Genomic DNA, 15,658 nt, shown 5'->3' on the forward strand with positions numbered 1-15,658 from the left:
CCGGAGCGGGTGCGTAGGACAGGATCGGCTCTCATGGACCTGCTGAACACGCTGGTGGACAAGGGGCTTCGGCGCGAGCTGCCGACCCGCGAGGAAGCGTTGGCCGTGCTGGCCACTTCCGACGACGACGTGCTGGACGTGGTGGCCGCGGCCGGCCGGGTGCGCCGGCAGTGGTTCGGGCGACGGGTGAAGCTCAACTACCTCGTCAACCTCAAGTCGGGGCTGTGCCCCGAGGACTGCTCCTACTGCTCCCAGCGGCTCGGCTCGACGGCCGGGATCCTGAAGTACACCTGGCTCAAGCCGGAGGAGGCCTCGCAGGCGGCGGCGGCCGGGCTGGCGGGCGGGGCCAAGCGGGTCTGTCTGGTGGCGTCCGGGCGCGGTCCGACGGACCGTGACGTCGACCGGGTCGCCGGCACCATCAAGGCGATCAAGGACCAGAACGAGGGCGTCGAGGTCTGCGCCTGTCTGGGCCTGCTCTCCGACGGCCAGGCCGAACGGCTGCGCGAGGCGGGCGCCGACGCCTACAACCACAACCTCAACACGTCCGAGGGCACGTACGGGGAGATCACGACCACCCACACGTACGCCGACCGGGTGGACACGGTGCAGAAGGCGCACGGGGCGGGTCTGTCGGCGTGCTCGGGTCTGATCGCCGGCATGGGCGAGACCGACGAGGACCTGGTGGACGTCGTCTTCTCGCTGCGCGAGCTGGACCCCGACTCCGTTCCGGTCAACTTCCTCATCCCGGTGGAGGGCACCCCGCTCGCCAAGGAGTGGAACCTCACCCCGCAGCGCTGTCTGCGCATCCTGGCGATGGTGCGGTTCGTCTGCCCGGACGTCGAGGTGCGCATCGCGGGCGGCCGCGAGGTCCATCTGCGCACGATGCAGCCGCTCGCCCTGCACCTGGCCAACTCGATCTTCCTGGGCGACTACCTCACGACCGAGGGCCAGGCCGGCACGGCCGACCTGGAGATGATCGCGGACGCCGGATTCGAGGTGGAGGGCGCGGAACAGGTCACCCTGCCCGAACACCGGGCGACGGCGGCCGGGGGCTGCGGTTCCCACGAGGGCGCCGGCTGCGGCTCGCACGAGGACGCCGGGTGCGGTTCGCACGGTGACGCGGGCTGCGGCTCGCACGCGGGTGGCGGTGTGTGCGGCTCCGCCCCGGCGTCGGCCCCCGCCGCGGCCCCGGTCGCGGCGGCCGGCGAGGCCCGTACGGACCTGGTCGCCGTACGCCGGCGTGGCGCCGGTACCGATCTCGCGCCCAATGCCTGAGCCGGACCGGCTCGGGGTGCCCGAGCTGCTGGAGCTCGACCGGCGCCATGTGTGGCATCCGTACGGTCCGATGCCCGGCCGGGTCGAACCGCTCGTCGTGGAGTCGGCGAGCGGGGTGCGGCTGCGGCCGGCGGACGGCTCGGGTGACCTGGTCGACGGCATGGCGTCCTGGTGGTCGGCGATCCACGGCTACAACCACCCGGTGCTGAACGAGGCCGTGCGCGAGCAGCTGGGCCGGATGAGTCACGTGATGTTCGGCGGGCTCACCCACGAGCCCGCCGTGCGTCTGGCGAAGCTCCTTGTCGACATGTCGCCCGACGGTCTGGAGCATGTGTTCCTCGCCGACTCCGGCTCGGTGTCGGTCGAGGTCGCGGTGAAGATGTGCCTCCAGTACTGGCGCTCACTGGGCCGCCCGGCCAGGCGACGCCTGCTGACCTGGCGCGGCGGTTACCACGGCGACACCTGGCAGCCGATGTCCGTGTGCGATCCCGAGGGCGGGATGCACGACCTGTGGACCGGCGTGCTGCCCCGGCAGGTCTTCGTGGACGCGCCTCCGGTGGAGTTCGACGAGGCGTACGCCGACCTGTTGCGCGAGACGATCGAGCGGCACGCCGACGAACTGGCCGCGGTCATCGTGGAGCCGGTCGTACAGGGCGCGGGCGGGATGCGGTTCCACTCCCCCGGCTATCTGCGGGTGCTCCGCGAGGCGTGCGACGCGCACGACGTGCTGCTGGTGTTCGACGAGATCGCGACCGGGTTCGGGCGCACGGGCGCGCTGTTCGCGGCGGAGCACGCCGCGGTGACACCGGATGTGATGTGCGTCGGAAAGGCGTTGACCGGCGGCTATCTGACGATGGCGGCGACGCTGTGCACGTCCCGGGTGGCCGACGGGATCTCGCGGGGCGAGGTGCCGGTACTGGCCCACGGGCCGACCTTCATGGGCAACCCGCTCGCCGCGGCCGTCGCCTGTGCCTCGATCGAGCTGCTGCTCGGGCAGGACTGGCTCGCCGAGGTCAAGCGGATCGAGGCGGGGCTGCGGGACGGCCTCGCCGCGGCGGCGGAGATCCCGGGTGTGCGGGACGTCCGGGTCCTCGGCGCGATCGGCGTCGTCCAGCTCGACCACCCCCTCGACGACGCGGGCATGGCGGCCGCCACGGGGGCCGCCGTGCGCGAGGGCGTCTGGCTGCGGCCGTTCCGCGACCTGGTCTACACGATGCCGCCGTACGTCACCGGTGACGCGGACGTGGCACGGATCGCGCGCGCGGTGTGTGCCGCGGCGCGGGAGGGATGAGCATGCCGATCCTGGTGATCACGGGGACGGGCACGGAGGTCGGCAAGACCGTCACGACGGCCGCGGTCGCCGCGTCGGCGCTCGCGGCGGGGCGGACGGTGGCCGTCCTCAAGGCCGCGCAGACCGGTGTACGCGCGGACGAGTGCGGGGACGCCGACGAGGTGGCGCGGCTCGCGGGCGCGGTGACGACGGCCGAAGTGGCCCGCTATCCCGAGCCGTTGGCTCCGGCGACGGCGGCGCGCAGGGCGGGCCTGGCGGCGGTGCGGCCCCAGGAGGTGGCCGAGGCGGCGCAGAAGCTGGCCGCCGGGCACGACCTGGTGCTCGTCGAGGGGGCGGGCGGCCTGCTCGTACGGTTCGACGAGGCGGGCGGGACGCTGGCCGACGTGGCGCAGCTGCTGCGGGCGCCGGTGCTGGTGGTGGCCTCGGCGGGCCTCGGCACGCTGAACACAACGGAGCTGACGGCTCGTGAACTACGAGGCCGGGGAGTGGAGTTGCTCGGTGTAGTGATCGGCAGCTGGCCCGACTCCCCCGATCTGGCGTCGCGTTGCAATGTGGCGGATCTGCCGGAGGTGGCCGGGGCCCCGCTGCTGGGGGCACTCCCGTCGGGCGCCGGCGCTCTCGTACCGGCCGATTTCCGTACCGTGGCCCCCGGTTGGCTCGCGCCGCGGCTGGACGGGACGTGGGAGGCGGAGGCCTTCCGGAAGCGGACCGGTTCCGGGGTCTAACCGCCGTCCGCGTCCGCGAGCAGCCGGACGAGTTCGATGCGGGAGCGGATGCCGAGGCGGGTGAAGACGCCTCGCAGATGGTGGTCGATGGTGCGGGGGCTGAGGGCGAGGCGGGCGGCGATCTCGCGGTTCGTGGCGCCGTCGGCCGCCATCCGGGCGACCAGGAGCTGCTGGGCGGTCAGGTGGACCGTCGGGCGGCGGTCGCCGCGGGTGGGGGCCGCGGGGGCGCCCAGCGCGCGCAGTTCGGCGCGGGCGCTCTCGGCGCAGTGCGGGGCGTCGAAGGACTCGAACGCCTCCATCGCGCTGTGCAGCCGGTCGCGGGCCTCGGTGCGGCGGCGCAGTCTGCGCAGTGCGCTGCCGAACAGCAGTTCGGTGCGGGCCCGTTCGAAGGCTCGGGTTCCTTCGGCGTGCAGCCGGAGGGCCGTGCGGTAGTGCTCGACGGCGTCGGCGCCCGGCGTGAGCAGGGCCCGGCAGCGGGCGCTGAGGGCCAGGTCGTCGGCGCTGCCGACGGCACGGGCCCAGCGGTCGTAGTCGGCGTGCGCGGCGCGCGCCACGCGGGTCTCGCCGGTGCGGACGGCGGCCTCGACATAGTGCGGGGTGGCCAGGTGGCGGATGGCCCGGTGGCCGTGACCCGGACCCGAGGCGGCGAGGGCGCGCAGCCGGGCCGCGGCGGCGTCGAAGCGGCCGGAGCCGAGATCGAGGAAGGCGAGCGCCCACTGCGCCAGGGCGGCGGGCAGGCCCAGGGCGTGGGCGAGGGCGTAGGAGCGGGCGGCCGCGGCGCGCTCCCGGCACAGGTCCTCGTCGCCGGTGAGCGCGGCGAACATCGCGAGGGCCGCCTGGAGATGGCAGGCGCCGTTGTCCTGTCCGGTGGCGTACGCCTGCCGCAGGGCGTCCAGCGCGGCGGCCTCGGCCGCGCGCGGGCGGCCGGTCCAGAAGTCGGCGTAGGCGCGGAACTCCATGGCCTGGGACACGGCGGCGGTGACGCCCCGGGTCCGGGCGGCGGCGGCCGCCCGGACCGTGGCGGTGGCGGCGCGGGTGTGGTCGCCGAGCATCAGGGCGGCGATCCCCGCGTGCAGGAGGAGGGTGGGGTCACCGCCCGGACCGCACCGTCCGGCGGTGGCCTCCAGCAGGTTGCGCGCGTCCTCGTACCGTCCGTCGACGGCCGCGGCGATCCCGCCGAGCACACCCGGCGGGTCGATGCCCGACTGCCCTGCGACGAGGGCCGCTTCACGGCATCGACGCAGATCACCGGTGTAGACGGCGGCTTCGGCCGCTCGGGCCAGGAAGTGGGTGAGGGAAGCGGCGGGGCCCGGGTCCGCCGCCTCGCCGGGCTCGTCCGCGGCGACCGGCTCGTCCGAGGCGACCGGGGAGGTGACAGAGGAGGCGACGGAGGGGGCTGTGGCGCCGTCTCCTCCCGGTGGCGGGTCACCGGGCGCGGGCCGCGCCCCGGCCGCCCGTGCCGCCCCGGCCAGCAGCGCGTCGAACGCCTCCCCCGCGTGCCCGGTCCGCAGGGCGAGGATGCCGGTGAGGGCGTCGGCGTCGGTGCGGGCGGCGAGGGCGCGGGACCGGTCGCCGTCACCGCGGTGCCAGGCGTCGGTCGCCGCGTGGGTGAGGAGCCGGGACCTCTCGCCCTGGTCCGTGCAGAGCGCGGCGGCGCGTTCGGCGAGGGCGCCCGAGAGCGCCGGGTCGCCGGCGGCGCGCGCCCGGGCGGCGGCCGCCGCGAGTTCCGCGGCGAGCCGCGCGCTGGGCCCGAGTGCGCCCGCGCCCCGGTGCCAGGACCGCCGCGGCGTCTCCGCCGCGCCGTGCAGGACGCGGGCGAGCAGCCGGTGGGCGTCGCGCCGGTCGGCCGGGGCGGCCGTCTCGTAGGCGGCGATCCGGGTCCAGGCGTCGCGGAAGCCGACCCCGCCGGCCGTGGCGTAGGCGATCCCGGCCGCCTCCGCCGCTTCGAGGGGACGGGTGTCGAGGCGGGCGGCGGCGACGGCCCGCAGGAACGCGTGGGTGGCCACCGGGTACTGGTCGGCGGCCGCCAGCAGGAGCACCAGCCGGGTGCCGTCGGGCAACGCGCGGATCTCGCGGCGGTGGGCGCGCAGCGTCTCGGGGGCGAGGTCGGCGGGTTCGGCCGGCAGCGGATCGAGGCCGGCCGCCTGCCGTTCGGTCAGCCGCGCGACGAGTTCGGCGGCGGCGCGCGGGTCGCCGTATACGAGGCGCAGCACGCGCACGCGGACGCCTTCGGACAGCGCCGGGGCCGGGCGCGGGCCCGCGCCCGGCGGCGCCGGTGGCGAAATGCGGTCCGCAGACGGGGGGTTCACTCGTGTCACCACACAAGTGACGTTACTGGCGGGTTACTTGAACCGTAAAGACTGGCGATTTCACCGATGCGGCGCGCGTAGACCCGCCGGACACTCCTGGCAACCCCACACGTTTCAGGAGGCATCATGCAGCGCCACAAGCGTCGCATCGCCGCGGCTTTCTCGGCCGTGGTCTCTTCGCTCCTTCTGTCACTCTCGTTCTCCGCCCCCACAGCCCACGCCGCGACCCACAACCCGATCGTCTTCGTGCACGGCATCAGCAGCTCCTCCAGCAGCTGGGACGACTGGGTCGCGGACTTCAAGGCCGACGGCTACACGGCCGCCGAGCTGGACGCCTGGACCTACAGCTGGTCCCAGTCGAACGCCACGACCGCCTCCCAACTGGCCACCGAGATCAAGAACGTGCTGGCGAGAACCGGCGCGTCCAAGGTCGACGTCGTCATCCACTCCATGGGCGCGCTCAGCTCCCGCTACTACCTCAAGAACCTCGGCGGCACCGCGTACGTGGACGACTTCGTCTCCGTCGCGGGCACCAACCACGGGACGTCGGTCGCCTCGTGGTGCAGCTGGCTCTACACCTCCTGCGCCGAGATGGTCACCGGCAGTTCGTTCCTCACCGCGCTCAACTCCGGTGACGAGACCCCAGGCAGCGTGAGCTACGCGACCTACTGGTCGAACTGCGACGCGGCCATCGACCCGGACTCCTCGGCGCTGCTGAGCGGGGCCACCAACGTCGGCGTCGGGTGCATCTCGCACAACGACATGAACAACGACCACGGCGTGTACGAGCAGGTGCGCGACTTCATCCAGTAGGCGCGACGGCGACGGCATGGGTGCGGCGGGCCTGCACGGGGGAGAATCCCGGTAGGCCCGTCCTGCCCGGGAGGTCGCCATGCCCCTACGCCCCACCCGCTCCGGCAAGGTGCCCGGTGATGCCGTCCACCACCCGCTGTTCGCCCGGTTCTACGCCCGGCTCGGCACGGCCGCCGAGACCCGCGGCGGCCTGGCCCCCGTCCGCGACCAGCTGCTGACGGGGCTGTCCGGCCGGATCATCGAGATCGGCGCGGGCAACGGACTGAACTTCGCGCACTACCCGGCCGCCGTCTCGGAGGTCGTCGCGATCGAGCCGGAGCGCCACCTGCGCACGCTGGCGCTGGAGGCGGCCCGGCGCGCGGAGGTGCCGGTGGATGTCGTGCCGGGCGTGGCGGAGGCGCTGCCGGTGAAGAGCGAGGCCTTCGACGGGGCGGTGGTCTCGCTGGTGCTGTGCAGCGTGCGGGACGTGCCCCGTGCGCTCGGGGAGCTGCGGCGGGTGCTGCGGCCCGGCGGCGAACTGAGGTTCTTCGAGCACGGTCCAGGCGGCGGTCCGGCGATGCGGTTCACCCAGCGCGCGCTGGACCGCACGGTGTGGCCGACCCTGGCCGGCGGCTGTCACCTCACCCGGGACATCCTCGACGCCCTGCGCGAGGCAGGGTTCGAGCCGGGCCCGTACCGCCGGCTGTGCGTGCCGGAGAAGGGCCCGAGACTCCCCTCCTCGTACTGCGTTCTCGGCCGGGCCCGTCGCCCCTCATAGGCTCCACTGGCGCAGTTCCCGAGCGATGTCGGACACCGACGCCTCCCCGGTCTTGACCAGCCGGGCCAGGTCGCGGACCTGTTCGGGCGAGGTGGCCACCTTCAGACCGCTGGCGACGAGATAGGCGTACGCGACGGCGCAGGCGAACAGGGCGTTGGAGCGCTCCAGCGCGGGGACGTGGATGAGGAGCTGGAGCAGCGCCGCGGCGCGGGCCGGGGCGTCGTCGTAGACGGGGACGTCGAATATCTCGGCCTGGTGACGCGCCACGGCCGCCACCAGTGCCCCCCAGTCGGTGACCTGGGGGTCCCCCGGGGTCTTCTGTTCGGCGAGCATGAGAAGCCAGGCGAGATCGATGCGGAGGTCGCTCAAGGGATCAGCGGCGTCCCTCGCGCGTGCCGCCCTCGCGGTCGGCTCCGAACTCTTCCGCGAACACGGCCTCGTACTGCTTCATGAAGTCGCTGGCGGCCTCGACGAACGTGTGGCCGACTTCACCGGCGTCCTGTCTGACCAGCTCTTCTATGTAGCGGTTGACGCTCATGCCGCGGGCCGTGGCGCGCTCGCGGGCGGCGCGGGCCGTGCCCTCGTCGACGCGTACGTTCAGCTGGGTCTTCGCCATACCTCGACGCTAGCGCCGCGATGCTAGCAACGGCAAGGGCGGCCGGGAGGCGAAAAGGGATACCGGGTGTGCGCCGGGTCACACTACGCTCGGCCGGGCAGACACAGCACCACGCGATCGGCACGTCCACACGAGCGAGGAGACAGCCTTGTCCACACCTGCTGCGGAGCACGCCCCCGGTCTGGCCCCGGCCGGCGGGATCGCGGCCCGCGCCCGCGGTCTGACCAAGGCGTACGGCTCCGGCGAGACCACGGTGCTCGCCCTGGACTCGGTGGACGTGGACATCGCGCGCGGCCGCTTCACCGCCGTCATGGGGCCGTCCGGTTCCGGCAAGTCGACCCTGATGCACTGCCTGGCGGGCCTCGACACGGTGTCGGCCGGGCAGGTGTGGATCGGCGACACCGAGATCACGGGACTGAAGGACCGGGAGCTGACGCGGCTGCGACGGGACCGGATCGGGTTCATGTTCCAGTCGTTCAACCTGATCCCGACACTGAACGCGGCCGAGAACATCACCCTGCCCATGGACATCGCGGGGCAGAAGCCCGATCAGAAGTGGCTGGACCAGGTGATCGACGCGCTCGGCCTGCGGGACCGGCTGAAGCACCGGCCGTCGCAGCTGTCGGGCGGCCAGCAGCAGCGCGTGGCCTGCGCGCGGGCACTCGCCTCCCGCCCCGAGCTGATCTTCGCCGACGAGCCGACCGGAAACCTGGACTCGCGCGCCGGACTCGAGGTCCTCACGTTCCTGCGGGAGGCCGTCGACCAGCTGGGGCAGACCGTCGTCATGGTCACCCATGACCCGGGTGCCGCCGCCCATTCCGACCTGGTGCTCTTCCTCGCGGACGGGCGGATCGTGGACGAGACGGAGCGGCCGACGGCGGACGCGGTGCTGGAACGCATGAAGCGCTTCGACGTGATCCGCGCCCAGTCCGACGGCGCGAGCGACGGCGGCGCCGACATCCCGGCCGACGACGCCCACGGCACCGACACCAAGGAGAAGTGATCCGGTGCTGAAAGCCACCCTCAGAAGTTTCCTCGCGCACAAGGGGCGGCTGCTGCTGTCCGCGCTCGCCGTCGTCCTGTCGGTGGCGTTCGTCGCGGGCAGCCTGATCTTCTCCGACACGGTCACGCGCACCTTCGACCGGCTCTTCGCGTCCACGTCGGCGGATGTGACGGTCGAGCCCAGCGACGACCTGAAGGCGTCCGTGCCGACCGGCGCGGTGCAGACCGTGCCCGCCTCCCTCGCCGAGGAGGTGGCCCGCGTCGACGGGGTCGCGTCGACCCACGCGGACGTGAGCGTGGAGAACATCACGGTCGTGGACGGCGAGAACGAGTCCGTCGGGCCGACCACGGGCGCGCCGACCATCGCCACCGACTGGTACGTCACCGACCGCAGCCCGGTGAAGCTGACCTCCGGCCACGCCCCGCAGGGCGCGAGCGAGGCCATGCTCGACGCCGACACCGCCGACAAGAAGCACGTGAGGATCGGCGACACGCTCACCGTGATGGCCCAGCCGGGCTCGTTCAAGGTGAGGATCGTCGGCATCGCCACCTTCACCACCACGAACCCGGGCGCGGCCCTGGTCTTCCTCGACCCGAAGACCGCCGCCGACCAACTCCTGGGGTCGCCGGACAAGGCGACGAGCATCTCGGTCGACGCGGCGCAGGGGGTGAGCGACCCGGTCCTCGAGCGGCGCGTCAGCTCCGCGCTCGGTGCCGGGCCCTACGACGTGAAGACCGCCGACGAGCAGGCGAAGTCGTCGGCGGAGGCGCTGGGCGGGTTCCTCGACGTGATCAAGTACGTGATGCTCGGCTTCGCCGGAATCGCCGTCCTGGTCGGTGTGTTCCTGATCGTGAACACCTTCTCGATGCTGATCGCCCAGCGCACGCGTGAGCTGGGCCTGCTGCGCGCCCTGGGTGCCGACCGCCGTCAGGTGCGCCGCTCGGTGCTCACCGAGGCGGTACTGCTCGGTGTCGTGGGCTCCACGGTCGGCCTCGCCGCCGGCATCGGTCTGGCGGCCGGGCTGATCAAGCTCATGAGCGCGTTCGGCATGAACCTGAAGACCACGGAGATGGTCGTCGGCTGGGCGACCCCGGTGGCGGCGTACGTCGTCGGCGTCGGTGTCACCTTCGTGGCGGCCTACCTCCCGGCCCGGCGCGCCGCGACCGTGTCGCCGATGGCGGCCCTCGCGGACGCGGACATCGCCGGGGTGGGGCGGCCGCTGAAGGTGCGCGCGGTGACGGGCGCGGTCGTCGGCGCCCTGGGCGTGGCGGCGCTCGCCGGCTGTGTGAGCTCCTCGAAGACGGCGTCCGCGGCGTCCCTGCTGGGCCTGGGTGTCGTGCTCACGCTCATCGCCACCGTCATCGCGGGGCCGCTGCTGGTCCGCCCGGTGATCCGCGTGCTCGGCGGCGCCTTCCCCGCGCTGTTCGGCACGGTCGGCCGGATGAGCCAGCGCAACGCCCTGCGCAACCCGCGCCGTACCGGTGCCACGGCGGCCGCCTTGATGGTGGGCCTCGCCCTGGTGGGCGGGATGTCGGTGGCGAGCGCGTCGATGTCCAAGTCCTTCGACGAGCAGATCGACAAGACGCTGGGCGCCGACTTCGTCGTCCAGAACGCCAACTTCACGCCGTTCTCCCGCGAGGTCACGGACGCGGTGCGCGACACCGAGGGCGTCGGCCTCGTCGTTCGGCAGCGGTTCGCGCCGCTCGCCGTACGACTGCCCGACGGCAAGCGCGTCGAGACGACCGCCTCCGGTTACGACGACCGGGTCGACGACGTAGCGCACATCACGTACGCCGAGGGCGACACGGCGGCCGCGCTGGCCGACGGCGCCATCGGCATGGACGTCGACTTCGCCAAGGAGCACGGGGTACGGCTGGGCAGCGTGCTGCCGGTGGAGTTCCCCGGGCAGCGGACCACGTCGCTGAAGGTCGGCGCGCTCACCGACCAGGACGGCGGCGACGGGTTCGGCATGCAGGGCGGGCTGTTCCTCGGGATCGCCGCCGTCGAGAAGTACGTGCCCGGCGGGCAGGACTCGGCGCTGTACGTGAACGCCGCCTCCGGCACCAGCGGCGACCAGCTGCGGCCCCGCCTGGAGAAGACGCTCGACGCGTATCCCCAGGTACAGGCGCGTGACCAGGCCGACTACAAGAAGCTGGTGCACGACCAGATCGCCGTGCTGCTCTACCTGGTGTACGCCCTGCTCGGGCTCGCGATCGTCATCGCGGTGCTCGGTGTGGTCAACACCCTGGCACTGTCGGTGGTGGAGCGGACCCGGGAGATCGGGCTGCTGCGTGCCATCGGGCTGGGCCGGCGGCAGTTGCGCCGGATGATCCGGCTGGAGTCGGTCGTGATCGCGGTGTTCGGCGCGGTGCTGGGCCTGGGACTCGGGCTGGTGTGGGGCGTGTGCATACAGCAGGTGCTGGAGTTGCAGGGCATGAAGGCGCTCGCCGTCCCGTGGGGCACGATCGTCGCGGTCGTGGTGGGCTCCGCGGTCGTCGGTGTGGTGGCGGCCCTGCTGCCCGCGCTGCGCGCCTCGCGGATGAACGTACTGGCCGCGATCGCGCACGAGTGACGCGAAGGCGATCACGCGCGCGAACACCGGGGGCGTTCGCGCGCGTGATCGCCGTGGTGTGTGCGCAGTGGCGGTCCGGGGACCGGGCGCCGGCCCTCCGGGTACCGGCCGCATGTCGCCCGGGTACCGGCCGCCTGGACCTCCGAGTACCGGCCCCCGGCCTTCCAGGCGCCGGCCGACTGCCATCCGGGGACCGGCCGCCGGCCCGCCAGGTGCCGGCGCCGGCTCCCGGCCCGCTTGTCGTCCGCGGAGCGTCGGCAGGCGTCCGCATGGTGGAAATCCGCGTTCCGGCCCGTTTCCCGCGTGGTGGGATCGGTCCATGACTGATCTGCGGATACGAGCCGCCGGCCCCGAGGACCTGGACACCGTGCTGGCCTTCTGGAAGACCTCCGCCGAGGGCACGAGCATCAGCGACGACCGGAGCGGGGTGGAGCGGCTGGTCGCGCGCGATCCGGGGGCACTGATCCTCGCCGAGCGGGACGGTGAGCTGGCCGGGACGGTGATCGCCGGATTCGACGGATGGCGGTGCCATCTCTACCGGCTGGCCGTGCACCCGGACCGGCGCCGCCGGGGCATCGGCTCGGCGCTGCTGGCCGCCGCGGAGGAGCGGTTCGTGCGGCTGGGCGGGCGCCGCGGGGACGCGATGGTGCTCACCCGAAACGAAACGGCGCATCATGCCTGGCGCGCCGCGGGGTACGCGCCCGAGGAGAAGTGGCGGCGCTGGGTGAAGCCGCTCAGCGACTGACCGGAGCCCCTCAAGGGCTCTTTTGCCGATCCTTTACCATTGGGGGGCTGCGCGGACGACCCGCGCGGTCCCCTGATGACTTCATGAAAGGTGTGAGCGTCCGCCCATGGGCGAGCCTCCCAGTACCCCCACGCGACACCGCGCGTCCCTCCCCGCCCTGTCCGATCATGGGACGGAGGTGACCCGATGACCGAAGTCCTGCTCCTCCTGGTGGCGATCCTGCTGTCGCTCGCGTGCGGCGCCTTCGTCGCCGCCGAGTTCTCGCTGACCACCGTCGAGCGCAGCGAACTGGAACGGGCGGTGGAGCGCGGCGAGCGCGGCGCGCCCGGAGCGCTCAAGGCCGTACGGAACCTCACCTTCCAGCTCTCCGGCGCCCAGCTCGGCATCACCGTCACCAACCTGGTGGTCGGCATGCTCTCCGAGCCGTCGATCGCCAAGCTGATCGCCGGGCCGCTGGAGTCGCTCGGCCTGTCGAGCACCACGTCGAGCTCCGTCGCGCTGGTGCTGGGCACGGCCCTGTCGACCGTGTTCCTGATGGTCGTCGGCGAACTCGTGCCCAAGAACTGGGCGATCTCCTCCCCGCTGGCCGTCGCCAAGCGCGTGGGCAACGCGCAGCGCTGGTTCAGCGCCGCCTTCCGGCCCTTCATCACCCATCTCAACAACACGGCGAACCGCATCGTGCGCCGCTTCGGCGTGGAGCCCACCGAGGAACTCGCCGCCGCGCGCGGCCCCCAGGAACTCGCGGCCCTGGCCCGGCACTCCGCGAAGGAGGGCGCCCTGGAGGCGGACACCGCGGAGCTGTTCGTGCGCACGCTGAACCTGGCCGATCTGACCGCGGAGAACGTGATGACCCCGCGCGTCCAGGTCATCGCCCTCGACGCGGCGGCTACCTGCGAGGACGTGGCGAACGCGACGCGGGCGACGGGCCTGTCGAGGTTCCCGGTGTACCGCGGCAACCTCGACTCGGTGGTGGGCACCGCGCACATCAAGGACGTGCTGGCGATCCCGGCGGAGCGCCGACCGCGCGTACCCGTCTCGGAGATCATGCGTGAGCCGCTCCTCGTGCCCGAGTCGCTGACCGTGGACCGGCTGCTGGACCGGCTGTCCGGCAAGCGGACGATGGCCGTGGTCATCGACGAGTACGGCGGCACGGCGGGCGTGGCGACGCTGGAGGACATCGTCGAGGAGGTCGTCGGCGAGGTCCGCGACGAACACGACCCGCACGAGACGTCCGACCTGGCCGCCGCGGGCAAGGACGACGAGGGCCGCACGCTCTACTCGGCCGACGGCGCCGCCCGCACCGACCAGCTCGCGCGCGTGGGCCTGCACACCCCCGAGGGGCCGTACGAGACGCTCGCCGGTCTGCTCGCCACCGAGCTGGGCCGGATACCGGCCGTCGGCGACACCGTGGAGGTCGCGGGCTGGCGCATGGACGTGGTGGACGCCTCGGGCCGACGGGCCGCGCGCGTGCTGCTGCACGCGCCGCTCGCGCCGTCCGAGGGTTTTGAACAGGAGGCCGGGAAGTGATCGCCGTCCAGTTGCTGATCGCACTGGCGACGCTCGTCGTCAACGCGTTCTTCGTCGGCGCCGAGTTCGCGCTGATCTCCGTACGCCGCTCCCAGATCGAGCAGTACCTCGAAGGCGGCGCCAAGGGCGCGCAGGGCGACCGGCGCGCCAAGAGCGTGCTGTGGGGCCTCCAGCACGTGTCCGCCCTGATGGCGGCCGCGCAGCTCGGCATCACCCTGTGCACGCTGATCCTCGGTGTGGTCGCCGAACCCGCCATCGCGCACCTGCTGGAGCCGGCGTTCCACGCGGTGGGCGTGCCCGAGGGCGCGGGACACGCGGTGTCCTTCGTGATCGCGCTGGCGGCGGCGACCTATCTGCACATGCTGCTCGGCGAGATGGTGCCGAAGAACATCGCGCTCGCGGAGCCGGTGCGCAGCGCGCTGCTGCTGGGACCGCCGCTGGTCACGCTGGCCCGGGCGCTGCGCCCGGTGATCTTCGCGATCAACGCCTTCGCGAACGGCCTGCTGAGGCTCCTGCGGATCGAGACCAAGGACGAGGTCGCCGCGGCCTTCTCGGACGCCCAGCTCGCCCAGATCGTCAAGGACGCCGGGGAGGCGGGTCTCATCGACGACCGTGCCCTGGAGCGGCTGCACGACGCCCTGGAGCTGGGCCGCCGCCCGGTGCGTGATGTCGTCCTGCCGCTGGAGCGGGTCGTCTACGCGCGCGTGGGTGTCACTCCGGAGGAACTGGAGCGGCTGGCGGCGGAGTCCGGGTTCTCCCGGTTCCCCGTGGTGGACGAGGGGCGCCGGATCGTCGGCTACCTGCACGTGAAGGACGCGCTGGACGCCTCGCCGCGGGACACCGCGTTCCGGCTGGGCGACATGCGGCCCATCGCGCGCGTGCGGGAGGCGACTCCGCTGGACGACGTCCTCACCGCCATGCGGGGCACCCGTACGCATCTGGCGGCCGTGCTCGGCTCCGACGGACGGCTGTCCGGTCTGGTGACCATGGAGGACGTGCTGCGGGAGCTGTTCGGGCAGCGGGCGTGAGGGCCCGGAGACGGTGCCGGAGGTGACCGACCGCTGGGTATGAGACTCGGGCTACCATTGATGTCGCCATGCAGACGAATCCCGCACACACCAGCCTGGTCGCCCTCGGCGACTCCTTCACCGAGGGCATGTCGGACCTGCTGCCCGACGGCTCCTACCGGGGCTGGGCGGACCTCCTCGCCGCGCGGATGGCCGCCCGCACCCCCGGCTTCCGGTACGCCAACCTGGCGGTGCGCGGCAAGCTGATCGGACAGATCGTCGAGGAGCAGGTGCCGGTGGCCGTCGCGATGGGCGCCGACGTGATCACCCTGGTCGGCGGCCTCAACGACACCCTGCGCCCCAAGTGCGACATGGGCCGCGTCAAGGGCCTGCTGACGGAGGCCGTGGAGCGCCTGACTCCCGCGTGCAAGGAGCTGGTGCTGATGCGCAGCCCCGGCCGGCAGGGGCCGGTGCTGGAGCGGTTCAGGCCGCGCATGGAGGAGCTCTTCGTGCATGTCGAGGAGCTGGCGCAGCGGCACGGCGCACTCGTCGTCGACCTGTACGGCGCCCCGTCCCTCGGCGACCCGCGCATGTGGGACATCGACCGGCTGCACCTGACGGCGGAGGGCCACCGCCGGGTCGCGGAGGCGGTCTGGCAGGGCCTCGGGCACGACCCGCAGGACACCGAGTGGCACACGCCGATGCCGGCCACGCTGCCTCCGGGCTGGGCCGCCCGCCGCGTCGCCGACGCGCGGTTCGCCCGGCAGTACCTCCTGCCCTGGATAGGCCGCCGGCTGACCGGCCGGTCCTCCGGGGACGGCCGGACAGGCGCCCAGTTCAGCGCTGAGCTGGGCAAAGCCTTTTGGGTCACCCCTGTGGACCACACAAACCCCGGCCCCGTGACGGACTGGCGACAGGTAGGGCCCTGAGCCGGAACCTCGCCCGGATGCCATGCGCCGAATAGACGCGGAGCCTCATCCGCACGACACCTGCGGCAAGGCAGACCGACGTCACGCCA

At 73.1% G+C, this 15,658-nt stretch carries 14 protein-coding genes; 11 read left to right on the forward strand and 3 right to left on the reverse strand.

What is annotated here, in order from left to right:
* The first annotated feature begins 33 nt into the window (after window positions 1–33).
* Genes bioB through bioD form a run of 3 tightly spaced genes read left to right on the forward strand, consistent with a single transcriptional unit; the run spans window position 34 to window position 3,291 of the window.
* Window positions 34–1,275 carry a biotin synthase BioB gene (gene bioB, locus QQM72_RS04820; RefSeq protein WP_314219502.1) on the forward strand — a complete coding sequence of 414 codons (1,242 nt, stop codon included), beginning with the start codon at window positions 34–36 and terminating at the stop codon, window positions 1,273–1,275.
* Window positions 1,268–2,566, forward strand: a complete 1,299-nt coding sequence (locus QQM72_RS04825) for an adenosylmethionine--8-amino-7-oxononanoate transaminase (RefSeq protein WP_314219503.1) — start codon at window positions 1,268–1,270, stop codon at window positions 2,564–2,566. Before bioB ends, QQM72_RS04825 begins: the two co-directional genes overlap by 8 nt.
* A 2-nt stretch (window positions 2,567–2,568) precedes the next feature.
* Entirely contained in the window at window positions 2,569–3,291 is a 723-nt protein-coding gene (gene bioD, locus QQM72_RS04830; RefSeq protein WP_314219652.1) for a dethiobiotin synthase, read from the forward strand.
* Here the strand turns inward: bioD and QQM72_RS04835 are convergent.
* Window positions 3,288–5,510, reverse strand: coding sequence for a helix-turn-helix transcriptional regulator (locus QQM72_RS04835; protein WP_314219504.1), 2,223 nt, complete (start codon window positions 5,508–5,510; stop codon window positions 3,288–3,290). The genes bioD and QQM72_RS04835 overlap by 4 nt on opposite strands.
* Before the next feature lie 216 nt (window positions 5,511–5,726).
* Between QQM72_RS04835 and QQM72_RS04840 the strand changes: the two genes are divergently transcribed.
* On the forward strand, window positions 5,727–6,413 hold the full coding sequence (locus QQM72_RS04840; RefSeq protein WP_314219505.1) for an esterase/lipase family protein: 687 nt from the start codon (window positions 5,727–5,729) through the stop codon (window positions 6,411–6,413).
* 79 nt (window positions 6,414–6,492) lie between these two features.
* Complete coding sequence (locus QQM72_RS04845) at window positions 6,493–7,170, forward strand: class I SAM-dependent methyltransferase (protein ID WP_314219506.1); 678 nt, start codon at window positions 6,493–6,495, stop codon at window positions 7,168–7,170.
* Here QQM72_RS04845 and QQM72_RS04850 read toward each other — a convergent pair.
* Together QQM72_RS04850 and QQM72_RS04855 are read right to left on the reverse strand one after the other, a co-directional pair.
* A complete protein-coding gene (locus QQM72_RS04850; RefSeq protein WP_267023653.1) occupies window positions 7,165–7,539 on the reverse strand; it encodes a fic family toxin-antitoxin system, toxin component in 375 nt (124 codons plus the stop codon). The genes QQM72_RS04845 and QQM72_RS04850 overlap by 6 nt on opposite strands.
* Window positions 7,540–7,543: 4 nt before the next feature.
* Window positions 7,544–7,786: a hypothetical protein gene (locus tag QQM72_RS04855; protein WP_020131652.1), complete on the reverse strand. Its 243-nt coding sequence runs from the start codon at window positions 7,784–7,786 to the stop codon at window positions 7,544–7,546.
* Window positions 7,787–7,934: 148 nt separating this feature from the next.
* Between QQM72_RS04855 and QQM72_RS04860 the strand changes: the two genes are divergently transcribed.
* The 6 genes from QQM72_RS04860 (at window position 7,935) to QQM72_RS04885 (ending at window position 15,569) form a co-directional block, all read left to right on the forward strand.
* Window positions 7,935–8,789, forward strand: a complete 855-nt coding sequence (locus QQM72_RS04860; protein ID WP_314219507.1) for an ABC transporter ATP-binding protein — start codon at window positions 7,935–7,937, stop codon at window positions 8,787–8,789.
* 4 nt (window positions 8,790–8,793) lie between these two features.
* Window positions 8,794–11,361 carry an ABC transporter permease gene (locus tag QQM72_RS04865; protein WP_314219508.1) on the forward strand — a complete coding sequence of 856 codons (2,568 nt, stop codon included), beginning with the start codon at window positions 8,794–8,796 and terminating at the stop codon, window positions 11,359–11,361.
* 319 nt (window positions 11,362–11,680) lie between these two features.
* Window positions 11,681–12,106 carry a GNAT family N-acetyltransferase gene (locus QQM72_RS04870; RefSeq protein WP_314219509.1) on the forward strand — a complete coding sequence of 142 codons (426 nt, stop codon included), beginning with the start codon at window positions 11,681–11,683 and terminating at the stop codon, window positions 12,104–12,106.
* Between the two features lie 186 nt (window positions 12,107–12,292).
* Window positions 12,293–13,633: a hemolysin family protein gene (locus QQM72_RS04875; RefSeq protein WP_020131656.1), complete on the forward strand. Its 1,341-nt coding sequence runs from the start codon at window positions 12,293–12,295 to the stop codon at window positions 13,631–13,633.
* Window positions 13,630–14,661 (forward strand): hemolysin family protein, encoded by a 1,032-nt coding sequence (locus QQM72_RS04880; protein WP_314219510.1) that lies wholly within the window; start codon window positions 13,630–13,632, stop codon window positions 14,659–14,661. Before QQM72_RS04875 ends, QQM72_RS04880 begins: the two co-directional genes overlap by 4 nt.
* A gap of 68 nt (window positions 14,662–14,729) precedes the next feature.
* Window positions 14,730–15,569 carry an SGNH/GDSL hydrolase family protein gene (locus QQM72_RS04885; protein WP_314219511.1) on the forward strand — a complete coding sequence of 280 codons (840 nt, stop codon included), beginning with the start codon at window positions 14,730–14,732 and terminating at the stop codon, window positions 15,567–15,569.
* The last annotated feature ends 89 nt before the right edge of the window (window positions 15,570–15,658 follow it).

Source organism: Streptomyces zaehneri (assembly GCF_032248645.1).
Classification (GTDB): domain Bacteria; phylum Actinomycetota; class Actinomycetes; order Streptomycetales; family Streptomycetaceae; genus Streptomyces; species Streptomyces coriariae.

Excerpts from the sequence above, each read along its gene's own strand:
- QQM72_RS04875 (WP_020131656.1), top strand. The coding sequence starts at position 12,293 with ATGACCGAAGTCCTGCTCCTCCTGGTGGCGATCCTGCTGTCGCTCGCG.
- bioD (WP_314219652.1), top strand. The coding sequence starts at position 2,569 with ATGCCGATCCTGGTGATCACGGGGACGGGCACGGAGGTCGGCAAGACC.
- QQM72_RS04825 (WP_314219503.1), top strand. The coding sequence starts at position 1,268 with ATGCCTGAGCCGGACCGGCTCGGGGTGCCCGAGCTGCTGGAGCTCGAC.
- QQM72_RS04870 (WP_314219509.1), top strand. The coding sequence starts at position 11,681 with ATGACTGATCTGCGGATACGAGCCGCCGGCCCCGAGGACCTGGACACC.
- QQM72_RS04840 (WP_314219505.1), top strand. The coding sequence starts at position 5,727 with ATGCAGCGCCACAAGCGTCGCATCGCCGCGGCTTTCTCGGCCGTGGTC.
- QQM72_RS04885 (WP_314219511.1), top strand. The coding sequence starts at position 14,730 with ATGCAGACGAATCCCGCACACACCAGCCTGGTCGCCCTCGGCGACTCC.
- QQM72_RS04855 (WP_020131652.1), bottom strand. The coding sequence starts at position 7,786 with ATGGCGAAGACCCAGCTGAACGTACGCGTCGACGAGGGCACGGCCCGC.
- QQM72_RS04845 (WP_314219506.1), top strand. The coding sequence starts at position 6,493 with ATGCCCCTACGCCCCACCCGCTCCGGCAAGGTGCCCGGTGATGCCGTC.
- bioB (WP_314219502.1), top strand. The coding sequence starts at position 34 with ATGGACCTGCTGAACACGCTGGTGGACAAGGGGCTTCGGCGCGAGCTG.